Source organism: Citrobacter sp. RHB35-C21 (genome assembly GCF_013816515.1).
Lineage (GTDB): Bacteria > Pseudomonadota > Gammaproteobacteria > Enterobacterales > Enterobacteriaceae > Citrobacter > Citrobacter braakii.
In genome coordinates this window covers 2,619,563-2,636,212 of the sequence record NZ_CP057147.1, presented here as the reverse complement: position 1 = coordinate 2,636,212, position 16,650 = coordinate 2,619,563, and the positions used below count along the sequence as shown (strand labels likewise).

At 54.1% G+C, this 16,650-nt stretch carries 13 protein-coding genes; 5 read left to right on the top strand and 8 right to left on the bottom strand.

Going from position 1 to position 16,650, the window contains the following annotated elements:
- Window positions 1-258: 258 nt before the first annotated feature.
- From HVZ39_RS12860 to HVZ39_RS12850, 3 genes are read left to right on the top strand one after another with little or no spacing between them, the layout of a single operon-like run.
- Window positions 259-1,566 (top strand): SrfA family protein, encoded by a 1,308-nt coding sequence (locus HVZ39_RS12860; protein WP_181632500.1) that lies wholly within the window; start codon window positions 259-261, stop codon window positions 1,564-1,566.
- 4 nt (window positions 1,567-1,570) lie between these two features.
- On the top strand, window positions 1,571-4,552 hold the full coding sequence (locus HVZ39_RS12855) for a virulence factor SrfB (RefSeq protein WP_047358152.1): 2,982 nt from the start codon (window positions 1,571-1,573) through the stop codon (window positions 4,550-4,552).
- Window positions 4,549-6,708, top strand: a complete 2,160-nt coding sequence (locus HVZ39_RS12850; protein ID WP_046275597.1) for a virulence factor SrfC family protein — start codon at window positions 4,549-4,551, stop codon at window positions 6,706-6,708. Before HVZ39_RS12855 ends, HVZ39_RS12850 begins: the two co-directional genes overlap by 4 nt.
- A 19-nt stretch (window positions 6,709-6,727) precedes the next feature.
- Here HVZ39_RS12850 and HVZ39_RS12845 read toward each other — a convergent pair whose 3' ends face one another.
- A complete protein-coding gene (locus tag HVZ39_RS12845) occupies window positions 6,728-6,901 on the bottom strand; it encodes a GhoT/OrtT family toxin (protein WP_016153148.1) in 174 nt (57 codons plus the stop codon).
- 192 nt (window positions 6,902-7,093) lie between these two features.
- On the opposite strand from HVZ39_RS12845, the gene yncL reads away from it, so the two are divergent.
- The gene (yncL, locus tag HVZ39_RS12840; protein ID WP_071524268.1) at window positions 7,094-7,189 is read left to right on the top strand and encodes a stress response membrane protein YncL; all 96 of its coding nucleotides are present in this window, start codon (window positions 7,094-7,096) and stop codon (window positions 7,187-7,189) included.
- A gap of 119 nt (window positions 7,190-7,308) precedes the next feature.
- Here the strand turns inward: yncL and HVZ39_RS12835 are convergent, their stop codons facing one another.
- Complete coding sequence (locus tag HVZ39_RS12835; RefSeq protein ID WP_047417382.1) at window positions 7,309-8,088, bottom strand: helix-turn-helix transcriptional regulator; 780 nt, start codon at window positions 8,086-8,088, stop codon at window positions 7,309-7,311.
- 101 nt (window positions 8,089-8,189) lie between these two features.
- Between HVZ39_RS12835 and HVZ39_RS12830 the strand changes: the two genes are divergently transcribed.
- Entirely contained in the window at window positions 8,190-9,317 is a 1,128-nt protein-coding gene (locus tag HVZ39_RS12830) for a multidrug effflux MFS transporter (RefSeq protein WP_181632499.1), read from the top strand.
- Between the two features lie 191 nt (window positions 9,318-9,508).
- Here HVZ39_RS12830 and patD read toward each other — a convergent pair whose 3' ends face one another.
- The 6 genes from patD to HVZ39_RS12800 form a co-directional block, all read right to left on the bottom strand.
- Window positions 9,509-10,936, bottom strand: a complete 1,428-nt coding sequence (gene patD / locus HVZ39_RS12825; RefSeq protein ID WP_181632498.1) for an aminobutyraldehyde dehydrogenase — start codon at window positions 10,934-10,936, stop codon at window positions 9,509-9,511.
- Between the two features lie 21 nt (window positions 10,937-10,957).
- Window positions 10,958-11,764, bottom strand: coding sequence for an ABC transporter permease (locus HVZ39_RS12820; protein WP_003020204.1), 807 nt, complete (start codon window positions 11,762-11,764; stop codon window positions 10,958-10,960).
- Window positions 11,754-12,698, bottom strand: coding sequence for an ABC transporter permease (locus HVZ39_RS12815; protein ID WP_016153152.1), 945 nt, complete (start codon window positions 12,696-12,698; stop codon window positions 11,754-11,756). The genes HVZ39_RS12820 and HVZ39_RS12815 overlap by 11 nt, the downstream gene beginning before the upstream one ends.
- Entirely contained in the window at window positions 12,699-13,715 is a 1,017-nt protein-coding gene (locus tag HVZ39_RS12810; RefSeq protein WP_016156582.1) for an ABC transporter ATP-binding protein, read from the bottom strand.
- Window positions 13,716-13,731: 16 nt separating this feature from the next.
- Window positions 13,732-14,877 carry a putative ABC transporter substrate-binding protein YdcS gene (ydcS, locus tag HVZ39_RS12805; protein WP_016153154.1) on the bottom strand — a complete coding sequence of 382 codons (1,146 nt, stop codon included), beginning with the start codon at window positions 14,875-14,877 and terminating at the stop codon, window positions 13,732-13,734.
- Between the two features lie 329 nt (window positions 14,878-15,206).
- Complete coding sequence (locus HVZ39_RS12800) at window positions 15,207-16,616, bottom strand: PLP-dependent aminotransferase family protein (protein ID WP_019076828.1); 1,410 nt, start codon at window positions 16,614-16,616, stop codon at window positions 15,207-15,209.
- Window positions 16,617-16,650 lie beyond the last annotated feature (34 nt).

Sequence of the window (16,650 nt, the reverse complement as noted above, 5' to 3'; positions counted from 1 at the left end):
ATTAACCGAGATATCAGAGCATAGCTGACAAAAACTGACCAATAACAAATCACTATCAGGTTATTCTAATTCGGTGTATTTCGCTGAATAATTCATCACCCTAAGCGAATTAATTTCCCTTAAGTCTTTTTCAAAACGTCAAGATTTTTCCCGGCACTCTATGCCATGAAAATTCGCCCCTTTTTGCCTCTCTTCCACCGTTTGCTCGTTTTTATAAAACGTAAAGTAGATACGTGAAGAAGTCTAAGGGGTAACAACGTGGCAAAAACTCTCTTGCGCAGCGGCAATTTGGATGACTATCAGGCCGTGGGCGGCGGTGGTCAGGCCGTGTTTGATTCAGCATTGCAAATTCGTGAAACGCTTCGCCTGCGTAAACAGCAGGCGATGGTGGATTGTCTGGCGATCCCACAAATTAACGACAACGGCGATCGCGTTGACTGGTATTCGCCGATTGAAGGGAAAGCCGTTGCATGGAAAGCCGCTGATGAAGAGGCCCGTTTTCGTGCGCTGCGCTATCTGGGAAGCACGCTGGAAAATGCGGCGGCGCTGAGCCGTAAAAGTCTGCAATCGGGTAAAACCTCCCTGCAACTGTTTGGCTCACTGCTGGAAAAAGCCATCCAGTTTCCTGGTGAGAATCACGTGTTTCTGGTTGAAGGTAAACCCGTTATTACGTTCTGGGGTTTCGTCAATCTGAATGAAAATCCTCGCGACGATGTGCTCGATTGCCTGCGCCTTGCCGATATTCCTCCGGTCGTCACCGTAGCAGAGCCTGAGCCGGAAGAAGAAATCACTGCCCAAATCACCTTTGTCGAGGCCGACGCACCTTTGCTGACTCCAGTGGTTGAGCTACCTAAACCGGCTGAACCTGAACCACAACCCCCGGTCGTTGTTAACGAACCTGAAGTCTCGCCGCCGCTCGCACAGAAGAAACCCGCACGCCGCCTGCCGCTGTGGAGCCTGCCCGTTGCCGCGGTGATCATTGCAGCCATGGTTGGGCCGCTGCTGTGGAAGCAACAGCCCACCCAGCCCGTACCCGCTGTTCCCCCAAGAGACGTCGCTAAGTCAGATATAGCACCGCTGCCAGAACTGACATCTGCACTGCCGCTGCATCGGGCTGAAGTGGTTCCGGTCGCCAAAAAAGAAAAACCTGTCGAAGGACCGGTCGTGATCGCCGCGATTCCGAAAGATGCGCTGGTGATGGATGCCAACCAAATGAAGGCAGGAACGACGCGTTTTCTCAACGGTAACTGGCGCGTAATGGTTGATGTTAAAGATCCGGTTAGCGGTAAAGCGCCGTCGCTGCGCTATCAGATCCAGGCCAATAAAGGTACTGCGCGCGTGGTTCATGGCGACAATATTGTTTGTCGTGCCGAGATTTTCTCCGGTTTGCATCAGTCAGGTGAATTAATGATTAAGAGTCGCGGGAATGCCCGTTGTACGGACGGGTCACGTTATCCGATGCCGGAAATTACCTGCAAAGCGGGAACCAATGACGTCGCCGCCTGTACCGCACGTTATGACGATCACGCGGAAATCCCTCTGACGATCAAAAAGATAGGTGCCTGATTTTATGTTGGTGAATCTGTGTGACTACAAACAGAGCGTGACGCTCATCGCCAATAGCGGTGTGCAATTTCTGGATTTTGGCCTGACGCCGCAGGAATCTGCGCATCATGGCCGCTTTGTGCGCAAAACGGCAAACGGTCCCCTGCTGCGGCTGGATTTCGATCTGACAACCGGACGTTATACCTTACCAGGCAGCACCGGCGCTCAGCCCGAAGTGGTGAAGCCGGAAAGCACCCAGAAGTTGCATTATTCGCTGGACGTGCTCGACGGTGTCTGGCTGCCGCTGCCGTTCCTGCGCTTTAATCCGCCGCGTACGTTCGTTGAAGGCCCGGATAACTGGGCGCGCGTACAGGTGCGAAAGCTGGCGCAACCTGACAGCGCGGGCAACACCCACCGCGTCACCGTGGCGCTGGACAGCCAGCTCACTGAAAATGCCCCTGCGGCGTTAACCCCCAACGAAAATGACCTGCTGAACGGTACACGATTTGCGCTGGCCTGGCATGACAACGAAATTGCCGATTTCCTCGACCAGACCTGGATTGACGGTTGGTTGCGCGAATCCTTTATGCATCATGTCACACAGCATGAGAACCGCTCAGAACAAGAGATCCAACAGGCGCTGCGTAACTTTGAATATCAGGCGCACTGGCTGAATGTGCTGACCCTGTTAGGCGAGCAGCTTTCCGTCCCGGAAGTGAAACTGGTCACGCATACCCTCAGCACGCCCGCCATTCCCGTTGATCTTATCCTGGATATCGGTAACACCCATACCTGTGGCGTCCTGATTGAAGATCACGGGGATGCCAATGACGGACTGCGCCAGACAGCCGAATTGCAGGTGCGTTCGTTAAGCGAGCCACAGTTTCTCAACGATCCGTTGTTCACCAGCCGACTGGAGTTTTCCGAAGCGCGTTTTGGTAAGCAGCACTTTTCCGTGGAGAGCGGTCGTGATGATGCCTTTATCTGGCCGTCGATTGTCCGCGTTGGCGATGAAGCCCGAAAGCTGGCGATGCAGCGCATGGGCACTGAAGGCAGCAGTGGGATCTCCAGCCCGCGCCGTTATCTGTGGGACGAAACGCCGGTGTTGCATGACTGGCGCTTTAGCCAGATGAATGGCAAAACCCAGCGCGAACCACTGGCTACCGCCTTCCCGCTAATGAACCTGATGAACGATGACGGGCAACCGCTGTTCAGCCTGCCGCAGGATGATCGTCTGCCGGTATTCTCACCGCAATACAGCCGCAGTACGCTGATGACGCATATGTTGTGCGAAATACTGGCCCAGGCGCTGGGGCAAATTAACAGCGTGGCGACGCGTTTGCGCCTCGGATTCCCGGCATCTCCTCGTCAGTTGCGTACGCTGATCCTGACCCTGCCGTCGGCGATGCCCAAACAGGAGCGTGAGATTTTCCGCCTGCGCATGTTTGAAGCTATTGCGTTGGTCTGGAAAGCAATGGGCTGGCACCCGCAGGATGAAGACTTCACCACCCGTAAACAGCAGGAAAAGAGCGTGGTTCCCGTACCTGAGATCCAGATGGAATGGGATGAGGCCAGTTGCGGGCAACTGGTGTGGCTGTATAACGAAGCTATCTCTCACTACGATGGTCACACCGAATCGTTCTTTAACGCCCTTGCCCGCCCGGACCGTCTGCCGGAGCCTGGTGAGACTAAAGGTCGTGCGCTGCGCGTGGCATCGATCGACATTGGCGGCGGGACAACGGATATGGCCGTCGTCCATTACCAGCTTGATGACGGCGTGGGTACAAACGTCAAAATTACCCCGCACCTGCTGTTCCGTGAAGGCTTTAAGGTTGCGGGCGATGACATGCTGCTGGACGTGATTCAGCGTTGCGTGTTGCCTGCGCTGCAAACCCGTCTGCAACAGGCTGGCGTGACCGACGCCGCCGCATTGCTGGCTACGCTATTTGGCGATTCCGGGCGCATCGACACCCAGGCGATTTTGCGTCAACAAACGGCGTTACAACTCTTTATGCCGCTCGGTCATGCGGTACTTTCAGCCTGGGAACAAAGTGATATTAACGATCCGGTAGCGGGCCTGCATGCCACCTTTGGCGAACTCCTGAGCCAGCAACCAACGCGCAACGTGCTGAATTACATCCAGCAGGCTATCGATCATGCGTTACCTGCGGGATCGCCAGCGTTTGATGTGTTGAGCGTGCCGTTACAGGTGCAGTTCAGGCAGTTACAAGAAGCGTTACTGGCGGGCCAGTTTACCCTGACCTCCCCACTGCACGCGGTCTGTGAGGCCATTTCACACTATCGCTGCGATATTTTATTAGTGACCGGCAGACCCGCCTGTTTACCGGGCGTACAGGCGTTGATCCGCCATCTGCAGCCCGTTCCGGTTAATCGTATGATCTGGATGGATAACTACCGCGTACATGAGTGGTATCCGTTCAGCCAACAAGGGCGGATTGGTAACCCCAAATCCACCGCAGCAGTTGGTGCCATGTTGTGTAGCCTGGCGCTGGATCTACGCTTGCCGCGTTTCAACTTTAAAGCTGCCGATATCGGCGCTTACTCGACCGTACGTTATCTCGGCGTGTTGGATAATACGGTCAATACGCTGCGTGATGAGAACATCTGGTATCACGATATCGATCTGGATAAGCCCGGCGCGAAGCTGGATGCCCGCCTGCACTTCCCATTGCGCGGCAACGTAACATTAGGTTTCCGCCAACTGGCCAACAGCCGTTGGCCTGCCACACCGCTGTATACGCTCAGCATAAATTCTGCCGAACTGGCAAAAACCATCGCCGGAGATGGCGTGTTGAATGTACGGCTGCAGCTACGCGGCGGTAGCAAAGAAAGCGGCCCGGAATTTTTCGTACTGAGCGATGCGTGGTTACAGGATGGCACTCCCGTTGCCGCCAATGCCTTAACGTTAAAACTGAATACGCTGGCAGACCGACGCCATAGCGGGAGCCATTACTGGATTGATAGCGGGAGCGTGTACCTGAAATGAGTAAGATGTTAAACACCGCGCAGGCCGCCATCGAGTGGGTAACTGATACCCGTCAGCGTGCGGCGCGTCTTGATGATGAAGCGGATGCCCTGTTGGCGCAGCTCACCCTGGCCGCCGTTAATGAATCTGCGTTGAAGACGACCTTTTCATCGCGAGGATGCGTTGGGCTTTACGGACATTCGCAATCGGCAAAAGCGCACCTGCTCACAGCATTGTGCAGCAACGCCAATGGCAAAGTGAATATCGTTACCCCGGATCGCAGCTTTGATTACTTTTCACATATTAATCCTGGTCATGCGCCAACCAATATGGCGATCCGCTTTACGCGTGATGAAAATCCGCTCGATGGTGAATGGCCGTTGCGCCTGCGGCTACTCAGTGAAGCCGAACTAGTACAGCTATTTATTACCCAGTTCTGTGCGCTTGCGGACAACCGCCAGGTCGAGAAATCGATTATTGAGGCGCGCCTGGAAAAATGGCAAACGTTGCGCCAGCGTCATCCGGTGCCGGGCATTACTGCGCAGGATGTCGCGGCAATTGGCCGTTTCTGGCGCGCCTGCGTACCGGCCAGACAGCAGCAATTTGACGACGCGCTATGGCATCAGTTTGCCACGCTGCTACCCGCTCTGGATCTGACTACCCGGGCAAACGCCTGGGCGTTACTGTGGGGAGAACAACCAGAGTTGACGCAACAGTGGTTGGCGCTGGCGCATACGCTGCAACAAACCGGGAGCGCGCAAGAACTCGCGGCTCCGCTGAGCCTGCTGGTTGACCATTTTGGTTTACCTGCCGAGAGTTTCCTGACTCAGGTAGCATTGAACGGGAATGAGGCGCAAAGCGATGTGGTGGTTCATCCAATAGAAAATGATCAGTTGCTCAATGCGGTCAGCCTTTCTCAGGCTTCGCTGGCGCTGCTCACGCGCGAGCTGGTCCTGACGGTTGAAGACGCGGTACTGGAGAATGTCGATCTGCTGGATATTCCCCTCGCCCCGGATGTTCATCCCCATCCATTGTGGCAGGCCAAATTAGGCTGGATGCTGGAACATTATCGCCAGCATCTGCAACCGGATGTACTTTTAATCTGTAATGCGGTATCTACCCGCTCCCAGACGCCCGCCATCACCCGCAAACTACTGGGCTGGGTTAACGACACTCAGCCCGTACATGACGCCGCATTGCCGGGAGTGGTCTGGGCCATTACTCCGCAGGATGCGCGGTTTAGCACTCAGCAAAATCTTGATGAATCTGTGCAGCAATTAATGGGCAAGCCCGGACTGCACTGGGGCACGCTGCAGGCGCTGGATAAACACAGCTTACAACGCCTCGTCGAATGGCTGACTCAGGCAACCTCGCCCCAGCAACGCCAGGCGAGATTGACCTCCCTGCGTGAGCAGCACCAGCAGCGTGTACGCGAAACCCTGATCGGCTGGATTAACCCCGTTGAAACCGAATCGGGTAGCAATGAGTCGGTGATCCGCCAGCTCCAGGCCCAGGCGGCAAAGCATGGCGAACTCCTGGACGGTTTGCTCCCGCCGATGCGCCTCTTTGAGTCGCTGCTGCGTGTTCAGCAGCCGCGCGAGGAACAGGTGAGCGGATTATTTAATGAAGAGATTGACCTGTTTGCCGAGGTGCGTGACACACCGCACTCGCCGGAAAGCAAAGAGACCGGGTATCAGGCGCACAAAATGTGGGTTAACCACGTGCGCCAGTGGTGTCGCGATGAAAATAATGCGCGCCGATTACGTCTCGAGCCGCGTACGCTAAGGCAGGTTGCCGATATCCTCGTCACCACCAGCTATCGGCTGGAAATGCCGCAACGCTTACAGCGCATTATGCAGCGAGAAAACGTCTGCGCCGCGCAGCTTCACGCCGATATTGGGGATTTTATTACCTGGCTTGGATTTGCCAGCGTGGCAGAGGAACAGCGTCCGGCCAGCAGGATCCAAAAAGGATCGGCTATTTTTAGTGCCCCGGCGCAACAGCCGATGTTACGGTTGACGAAACTGGATGAACAACCTTCGCATGGCGCAAGCCGTTACGTTTACGACTGGCTGGTCGCTTTGTATACCCGCGCCAATGAAAACGTGGGATATCAGCATCCGCAGGATGTTTGCGCAGCCGACAAAAAACGATTAGATGCCCTGCTTTCCTCCTGAAACGGCGTTTACGCCGTCATCAGAAGAGAGAAAACATTAACGCGACGGGAAAACTCATCGGCCAGGTCGCCCCGACTAATACCGCGCTGAGAAAACGAATCCGCTTTTTATCGCGGGAAAGAAACCAGGTGATGATTGCCGTGATAGCGGCCATCACCGCATAAAAAACCAGCATTTTTTGGTACAGAGACATGTCAGGCATCCGGGCCGAAAGGTAAAATCGCGCGCAATATGCTCTTTTTCATGACCCACATCAAGTTTTATTAATTATTTTAAGAGAAACGCCGGTAAAACAAGCCGTTTTCATTATGTTCAGAATCCGTACTATTGCGGATAGTTATAACCCGTACTATACCCATAAGGGTTAAAACGAAAGGTGGCACAAATGAATGTTTCCAGTAAAACTGTGGTGCTGATAAATATATTTGCTGCTGTAGGACTTTTCAGTCTGATTTCCGCAAGGTTTGGCTGGTTTGCTTGATGTCGTTCTTCTTGATTAATTGCAGCGTCCGCTGGCAGAGAGACTCTTCTCTCTGCCATTAGTACACGATTTTCCCACTCTCCTGCCACCCGGTAAATTATCCTTAGTATGTAATACCCCTAATCCTTCTGCGGCATTATATTGCCCGCATAACGGCTCGGTGTTGTGCCGGTATGCTGATGGAAAAAAGCGATAAAAGCACTGTCACTGACAAATTCCAGATATTGCGCCACCTGGCTGATCTGTCCCCCGTCAGCCAGCATCTCCATGGCTTTTAATAGTCTAAATTGCTGCCGCCAGCTCTGATAATTCATCCCGGTATCCCTGGTAAATATTCGACTGATCGTCCTCTCGCATGCCCCAACCCGTTGGGATAATTGATTTAGTCGTGGTGGCAATTCGCCCATACGTACTCCTTCAAGCCACACGTTCAGCCGTGGATCTGAGGGAAACTGCAACGTCCAGTTTTCACTGTGGGCGGCCCGCATTTCCTCACAGAAAACGGTGATAAGACTGGCCTGCTGCGCGGCAGGCATTTCCCATGGCCAGAAAGCCATACGTTCTATTACTTCAAAAAAGAGAGGATTAACGTCGACTATCTGCAGCGGTAATTTAGATAACGGCAATGTAGTTGAAAAATACAACGAACGATAAGCCATCACGCCACGCATTATGGCGCGATGTACCGTACCAGCCGGGATCCAGACCGCGCGCCGTGGCGGTAGCAGACACAGGGCATGCTCCAGCTCAATCGTAATGCTTCCCGCTGCCGAAAAAAGTAGCTGATGACGAAGATGGCTATGCCGGCCGGAATCGTGTACGCCCATCTCGGAGGCAATCCCGATTACCGGTTTATCAAAGCTATCCGCATCGAAATCATCATCCGGAGCAATTTCCATTATCTGTCCGATAGTTGATATTTAAAGTCTTGATAATGGTAATGCGACACCTCCCTTTCAGCAATAATGCCCGCCAGTTTTCTGTCTCTCTGGATATTGCTATGAACACTCTTCGCCGCCCGCCGCTGTGGCTTCTTACTTTGCTGATTATGTTTCCGCAACTGGTGGAAACCATTTATAGCCCGGCATTGCCAGGAATCGCCACGTCTTATCACGTAAGCAGTGAGCGCGCGGCCCAAACACTCTCCGTTTATTTTATTGCCTTCGCCATCGGCGTGGCGATGTGGGGTTGGCTGAGCGACTGCATCGGTCGACGTTGGGCGATGCTGGCAGGACTTATCTGCTATGGGTCAGGTTGTGCCCTGGCCGTGGTTGCCACTGACTTCAGCGTTTTGCTGCTGGCGCGGATGATCTCAGCCATCGGCGCGGCTGCCGGGTCAGTGGTGGTACAGACCATGTTACGGGACACATATGAATCAACTGCACTATCCCGCGTCTTTTCCGTGATGGGCGCTGCGCTGGCATTGAGTCCCGTTTTCGGCCTGCTAAGCGGAGGTTGGTTGGTTAGCCTGTATGGTCATACCGGTGTATTTATTGCCCTTGTGCTGCTGGCGCTGCTACTGCTGCTACTGACTGCGACCATGCTGCCAGAAACCCGGCCCGAAAATACGCTCAGACCCAGCCTTGCTGCACTGCTCTCCCGCATGATGCGTGACCGCGAGCTGTGGAAAAATACCATGCTGGTTGCACTGCTGAACACCATGCTGTTTAGCTATTACAGCCTGGCTCCGTTTCTTTTCGGGCAATTGGGATGGAGTTCCAGAGCCTTTGGCTGGACGGGGGGACTACTTGCGTTTGCTTCGCTGTCGGGCAGCCTGCTGAACCGGAGATTATTGACGACGGACCTGACGTCGGAACAGAGGGTACGTTATGCCTGTGCGCTGGCAGCATTGTCAGGCCTCGCCGCGTGGTGGTTACAGCACTCCGCGTGGATTCTGATACCGGTTTTCGGCGCGGTGATTGCCTATGGCATCGCAATCCCCAATGTGCTGAGTCAGGTCCTACGCCACTATCGTGAACAGGCCGGGGCCGCCGGTGCATTATTCGGATTAAGCTATTACCTGTTGCTGGGAATGATGCTGGGGGTGGCAGGCATGGTGCAACAACTGGGGCTGGTTCTGAGCGTCTGTGCGCTACTCGCCTGGATTTGCAGCTTGCGGCGCGGATAATCGGATGACGATCCTGAAAGCACAAAGCCCTGACATTAAGCCGGGGCTTTGTTGTATTAATAGCCTGACCTCGCGGATATTTCCAACTTACCGCCGTCCGATGGCGACGAGGCCAGTGGCGCGAATAATATAGACACACGTTTGCCAGTATTTAGCTATCCGTGCCGCATTTATTGCTCGCGCTTCAGATATTACTCATGCTTGATCATGACATGGCGAACAATCGTGTAATCTTCCAGCCCGTAAACCGACATATCCTTGCCATAACCAGACTGTTTTTGTCCGCCGTGCGGCATCTCGCTGACCAGCGTGAAGTGGGTATTGACCCAGGTGCAACCATACTGCAGGCGAGCGCTAATTCGATGCGCGCGCCCCACATCCCGAGTCCAGACGGAGGATGCCAGGCCGTATTTCGAATCGTTAGCCCACGCCAGCACCTGATCTTCATCCTCAAATACGGTGACGCTGACCACCGGACCGAAAACTTCCCGCTGCACGATAGCATCTTCCTGCTTCGCTCCGGCCAGCAGCGTCGGAGCAAAGTAGTAGCCTGCGCCGTCCACTTTTTTACCACCGGTGATGACTTTGATATGCCCCAGTGCTTTGGCTTCATCGACCGCTTTAGTCACGCGATCGAGGTGCGCCTGCGAGCTTACCGGCCCCAGCTCAGTCGATTCGTCATTCGGTGCACCGATTTTCAGACTGGCAACCGCGGCACCAAGTTTCTCAACCAACGCGTCATAAATGCCTTTCTGGGCATAGATTCGACAAGCGGCGGTACAGTCTTGCCCGGCGTTGTAATACCCAAAGGTTCGCACGCCGCTCACCACTGCATCCAGATCGGCATCATCAAAAATGATGACCGGGGCTTTGCCGCCCAGCTCCATATGTGTGCGCTTAATCGAAGGCGCGGTGTGCTGGATAATGTGTTCACCGGTCGCAATGGAGCCGGTCAGGGAAACCATCCGGACTTTTTCATGACCGGTCAGCGGGTCACCCACCGTTTTGCCACGGCCAAACAGCACGTTGATAACGCCAGGCGGATAAATATCTTTGGCAAATTCAGCCAGTTTAAGAGCGGTTAGCGGGGTGATTTCTGACGGTTTAATCACCACGCAGTTACCCGCCGCCAGCGCCGGTGCCAGCTTCCACGCCGCCATCATCAGCGGGTAGTTCCACGGCGCGATAGAGGCCACCACGCCCAGCGGATCCCGCCGAATCATCGACGTATGCCCTTCCAGATACTCTCCAGCCGCCTGTCCTTGCAGGGTACGAGCTGCCCCGGCGAAGAAGCGGAAAACGTCGACGATTGCCGGAATTTCATCGTTAAGGACACAGTGCAGCGGCTTACCACAGTTAAGCGATTCCAGCTCAGCGAAGGTTTGCGCGTTATCGGCGATAGCATCCGCCAGTTTCAGCAGCAGTTCGGAACGGACTTTCGGTGTGTTTTGTCCCCAGGTGGCAAATGCGCTATCTGCTGCACGTACCGCCGCATCAACCTGCCCGGCTGACGCCTCGGCAATCTCCAGAATGCGTTCTCCAGTGGCAGGGTTATAGACTGACTGCTTTTCACCTTCACCGTTGACCAGCTCGCCATTAATCAGTAATTGATGTTGCATAGCAATTTCCCATATCGTCGTTTATTTACCGTTTCCGGCGAGAGTGTCGCCTTCACGCGTTAGCCACCAGGCCCCTAAAATTGGCAGTGTTGTCACCAGCATTACCAGCAATGCCACAACGTTGGTGACAGGCACATCTCGTGGTCGACCCAGTTGATTGAGCAGCCACAAAGGAAGTGTTCTTTCATGTCCGGCGGTGAACGTTGTCACGATGATTTCATCAAACGACAAAGCAAACGCCAGCATCCCTCCCGCCAGCAGTGCCGACGCCAGATTTGGCAGCACGACATAACGAAAGGTTTGCCAGCCGTTGGCGCCAAGATCCATAGACGCTTCAACCAGACTCCATGAGGTACGGCGAAAACGCGCCACGACGTTGTTAAACACCACCACCACGCAAAACGTCGCATGGCCGACCACGATGGTGAGAAAACCGGGTTCCAGGTTGATAGTTTTAAACGCCGTCAGTAGCGCCAGACCGGTAATAATCCCCGGCAGCGCGATCGGCAACAGCAGCAACAGCGATATTGCGCTTTTACCAAAAAAGTCCCTGCGCCACAGTGCGGCAGCGGCCAGCGTCCCCAGAACGAGGGCAATGGCCGTCGACAATGCAGCGATTTTAAGTGACAACGTCACCGATTCCAGAATATCGCTACGTTGCGCCGCAACGCTAAACCACTTCAGCGTTAACCCCTGCGGTGGAAAACTAAAAGCAGCCTCCTCAGTATTAAAAGCATAGGTGGCGATGATGAGGATGGGAAAGTGCAGGAAAATAACCCCGCCCCATGCCGCCAGTTTGAGTAACCAGGGCGCGCGTTCAGAGTGCATCAAAAGCTCCCAGACGCTTCACGAACGCCAGATACAGTGCGATTAACACAATCGGCACCAGAGTAAATGCCGCCGCCATCGGCATGTTGCCGATCGCCCCTTGTTGCGAATACACCATATTGCCGATGAAATAGCCTGGCGGCCCCACCAGTTGCGGCACGATAAAATCGCCCAACGTCAGAGAGAAGGTAAAGATCGACCCTGCCGCGATACCGGGTATCGCCAGTGGCAGGACCACATAGCGGAAAGTCTGATGCGGACGTGCGCCCAAATCAGCGGAGGCCTGTAAGAGCGAAGGCGGAAGTCTCTCCAGCGCGGCTTGTACCGGCAGGATCATAAACGGCAGCCAGATGTAGACGAACACCAGAAAACGCCCTAACCCTGAAGTCGACAACGTATTGCCGCCTACCGCAGGTAGCGTCAGGAACGAAAGCAGCAGAGGCTCCAGTCCCAGATGAGTTAAAAACCACTGCGCCACCCCGTCTTTAGCCAACAGTAACGTCCATGCGTAGGCTTTAACAATGTAGCTGGCCCACATCGGCAACATCACAGCAATGTAAAAAAAGGCTTTCATTTTGCCACTGGTATATCGCGCCATATACCACGCCATCGGAAACGCCAGAATCGCGCTGGCAATGGTGACCGCCACCGCCATCGTCAGGGTACGCAAAATGATGTCGTAGTTGGCGGGATTAAACAGCGCCTGCAAATTCGCCAGCGTCAGGTCGGGCGTGACCGACATGGTGAAATCATCGAAGGTATAAAAACCTTGCCATAACAGCGTCAGTAATGAGCCGAAGTAGACGATCCCAAACCACATCAGCGGTCCGAGGAGCAGCAAAAACAGCCCCAGACCTGGATTACGCCAGAAGAACCCTGAGATCCGGTTCAGACTTGTCGACTGTGGAGGCGAATGTAAGACATTCATAGCCATTCACCTCTCCTCAACCAGCGGTACCATCACGTCGCGTGACCACGATGCCATCACCTGTTGACCTGGCGACAGCGTTGTCGGCAGCATTTCTCCCGTCAGGTTCGCCTGGCTAACCAGCAATTTTTCACCGCCGACAAGTTTCAGCTCAAAACGTGTCGCGGCACCCTGGTACTGCACTGCCTGGATAACCCCCCGGGCCTGGACTTCACCACTGGTATCATTCAAGCGAATGTGTTCCGGACGCAGGGAAAACATACCCTGTAGCCCGCAAACGTTCGCTGACATCGTTTCATCAAAAACATTTGACGTCCCGACGAAACTTGCCACAAACGGTGTGCGCGGACGCATGTACAGTTCACGCGGAGAATCCACCTGTTCGATGCGACCATTATTAAACACCGCCACACGATCGGACATCGACAGGGCTTCACCCTGATCGTGGGTGACAAAAATGAAGGTGATACCCAGGGATTGCTGTAGCTTTTTCAGTTCCAGCTGCATCTGCTCACGCAGCTTAAGATCCAATGCCCCGAGCGGTTCATCCAACAGCAGGACGCGCGGTTCATTGACCAGCGCGCGGGCAATCGCCACGCGTTGCCGCTGACCACCGGAGAGTTGCGATGGTTTGCGTTCATAAACAAAACCGAGCGCAACCTTATCCAGTGCTTCACGTGCTTTAGCGTGACGCTGTTTTTTATCAATACCTTTGACCATCAGCCCGTAGGCGACATTGTCGAGAATCGACATATGCGGGAATAGCGCATAATCCTGAAATACCGTATTGACGTCCCGTTCCCAGGGCGGCAATTCGCTGGCCTGCTTACCAAAAATGGTGATTGCGCCGCCTGACAGTTGCTCGAACCCTGCAATAAGGCGCAGACAAGTGGTCTTGCCGGAGCCGGATGGCCCCAGCATAGAGAAAAACTCACCGTCGTTAATCGCAATACTCACCCCATCGACTGCACGAACATCCCCGTACAGACGCGAGACGTTATGAAACTCCACTGCGTACGTCATAAAACCCCCAGCGGAATTAACGACCGCCCATAATGGCGATGTAATCCTGCGTCCAGCGACTGTAAGGAACGAATTTGCCACCTTCTGCGATCGGCGTTTTCCAGAAGGCAATTTTGTCAAAGTAGCTATAGCCGTTGGTTTCACAGCCCTTTTCACCCAGCAGCGGGCTGGCTTTACAACCTTCAGGCACGACTGGCAGAGAACCAAACCAGGCTGCGACGTCGCCCTGAACTTTCGGGGTTAATGACCAGTTCATCCATTTGTAAGCGCACACCGGGTGTTTGGCTTCGCTGTGCAGCATGGTGGTATCAGCCCATCCGGTAACCCCTTCTTTTGGGAAGACCGTGGCAATAGGCTGGCCTTCTCCTTTCAGGGCGTTCGCCTGATAAGGCCAGGCGCTGGACGCCACCACACCTTCATTTTTGAAGTCGCTCATTTGCACGGTGGTATCGTGCCAATAGCGATGGATCAGCGCGTGTTGATCGCTCAGAACTTTGATCACCGCCTGATACTGTTGTTCGGTGAGCTGATAGGGATCGGTAATGCCCAGTTGCGGCTGAGTCGCCTTAACGAATAATGCAGCATCGGCAATATAGATCGGGCCATCGTAGGCTTGAACGCGCCCTTTATTGCTTTTTCCGTCCCCAAGTTTTTGCTCAACAAATACCACGTTCCAGCTATCCGGCGGCGTTGGGAAAATTTTGGTGTTGTACATCAGCAGGTTTGGCCCCCACTGGTACGGTGTGCCGTAAACTTTTCCGCCAACGTTAAACCACTCGCCTTTTACCACGCGCGGATCGATGCTTTTCCAGTTAGGGATCAGCGCGGTATTAATCGGCTGAACGCGTTTTCCCATAATCAGACGCAATGAGGCATCACCGGAAGCGGTAACCAGGTCGTAGCCGCCTTTTGCCATCAGGCTGACCATTTCATCAGAAGTGGCCGCTGTTTTAACATTGACCGCGCAGCCGGTCTCTTTCTCAAACTGCGAGACCCAATCATATTGTTTATCGGTCTGTCCACGTTCGATGTAGCCCGGCCAGGCAATAATATCCAGACGGCCTTCCGGTTTATCTAAGGATGTCGGGGGTTCGGCTGCCTGTGCAGTCATCAGCGTCATACTGAGTGCGCACAGGCTACTGAGGGCAAACTGCTTGCTCATAACGTCTTACTCCTGTCTAAAAAATATTGAGCGGCAGCCTTGCCGTAAATATATGTCCTTTCCTAAAAATAGTCGGGGTGTTGTAAGCGTTCCTGCTGGCGCAAGGAAATTTAATCAGGTTGTGAGCTAACGCTCATTACGCTACTGACGCTAATCGGGAGCTTTAATCTTCTGGAGTATAGACAAGGAGTTAGGTGCAACGGTGGCAATAGTAAGAACTATTGATTTTTTGTATGGTAGCACCCGATATAAATAACATCGGGGTTAGGTATTCTCTATTTCGAAAATAAGAACGCGCTATTCTTTTATATTGAATAGCGCGTTACGTTTTATTTCATCATCTCGCGAATTAATTTTCCCAGCTGTTTCACTGCCTGTTCCTCACGCTCTCCCCAGTGCCATGCGGTATTAAAGCGAAAGAAACGAGTCCAGCTCCCCGAGGTCGAAAACATTTTTCCCGGTGCAATGCTGATATGGTGCGCCAGTGCCTGGGTGCTGAGCACGCCTGCATCAAGCGGTTCTGGCAGTTCCAGCCACAGAAAATAGCCGCTGTCGTTATGGTGAATTTTGACTTCCGCCGGAAGATGGCGCAGCAACGTTTGCCAGGCCTGCTGTTTGCGTTCCGCCAGTTGACGGCGTAAGCGGCGCAGATGCGCGTCATAGCGCCGGGTTGACAGATAATCCACGAGCGCAAGCTGCATGGGGGAACTGGTGGATAACGTGCTCATGAGCTGGAGTCGCTGAATACGTCGAGCATGCTTCCCGGCCGCCACCCAGCCCACGCGAAATCCGGGCACCAGGCACTTCGAGAAAGACGAACAATGCAAAACGCTGTCGGCGCGATCCCAGGCTTTGGCAGGCAGTGGTTTTTCGCGACCAAAGTACAGCTCGCTGTAGACATCATCTTCTATCAGCATTACATGATATTTTTCCAGCAATGCGACCAGGTGCGCCTTTTTCTCTGGGCTGAGCGTAAAACCCAGCGGATTTTGGCTGTTGGTCATCAGCCAGCAGGCTTTTACCGGATACTCCTGCAACGCTTGCTCCAGCGCGGTAAGATCGATCCCCTCTTTCACGTCGGTGGCAATCGAAAGCGCCTTCAGCCGTAATCGCTCCAGGGCCTGCAACGCCCCGTAGAAACAGGGGTTTTCGACAATTACCCAGTCTCCCGGTTCGGTAACCGCCTGCAGGCTCAGGTTGAGGGCATCCAGCGCACCGGTAGTGATGACAATTTCATCAGGTGAAATGGTCATCCCCTGTTGAGCATAGCGGCGGGCAATGGCATGGCGCAGCTCATCATTTCCCGGCGGCAGGTTTTCTATCACGCTCATGGCGGTCGCGGTTTTACTGACCTGCGCCAGCGAGCGGTTCAACTGCTGGAGGGGAAACAGACGCGGGTCGGGGAATGCAGAGGCAAATGGCATCACTGACGCATCCCGGCTGGCCTGCAACATATCAAAAATATAGGTGTTGATATCCACCGCTTCATCGCGCATCACCTGCGCCTGCGGCGCTGCCAGCTCACGTTCAGGGCGCGCGGCAACATAGTAACCCGACTGCGGTCGGGCGATAATCCGACCCTGACTTTCCAGCAACTGATATGCATGTCCGACGGTCATAAAACTCATGCCACTGCTGACCACCTGCTCGCGCAAGGATGGCAAGCGATCGCCGGGCTGCCATACGCCAGACGCGATTTGATCGCGAATTTGCTCAGCCAGTCGCTGGTATTTTTTCATTTTTCGTCCTGATAATTGGTGTCGGTGACAAGCA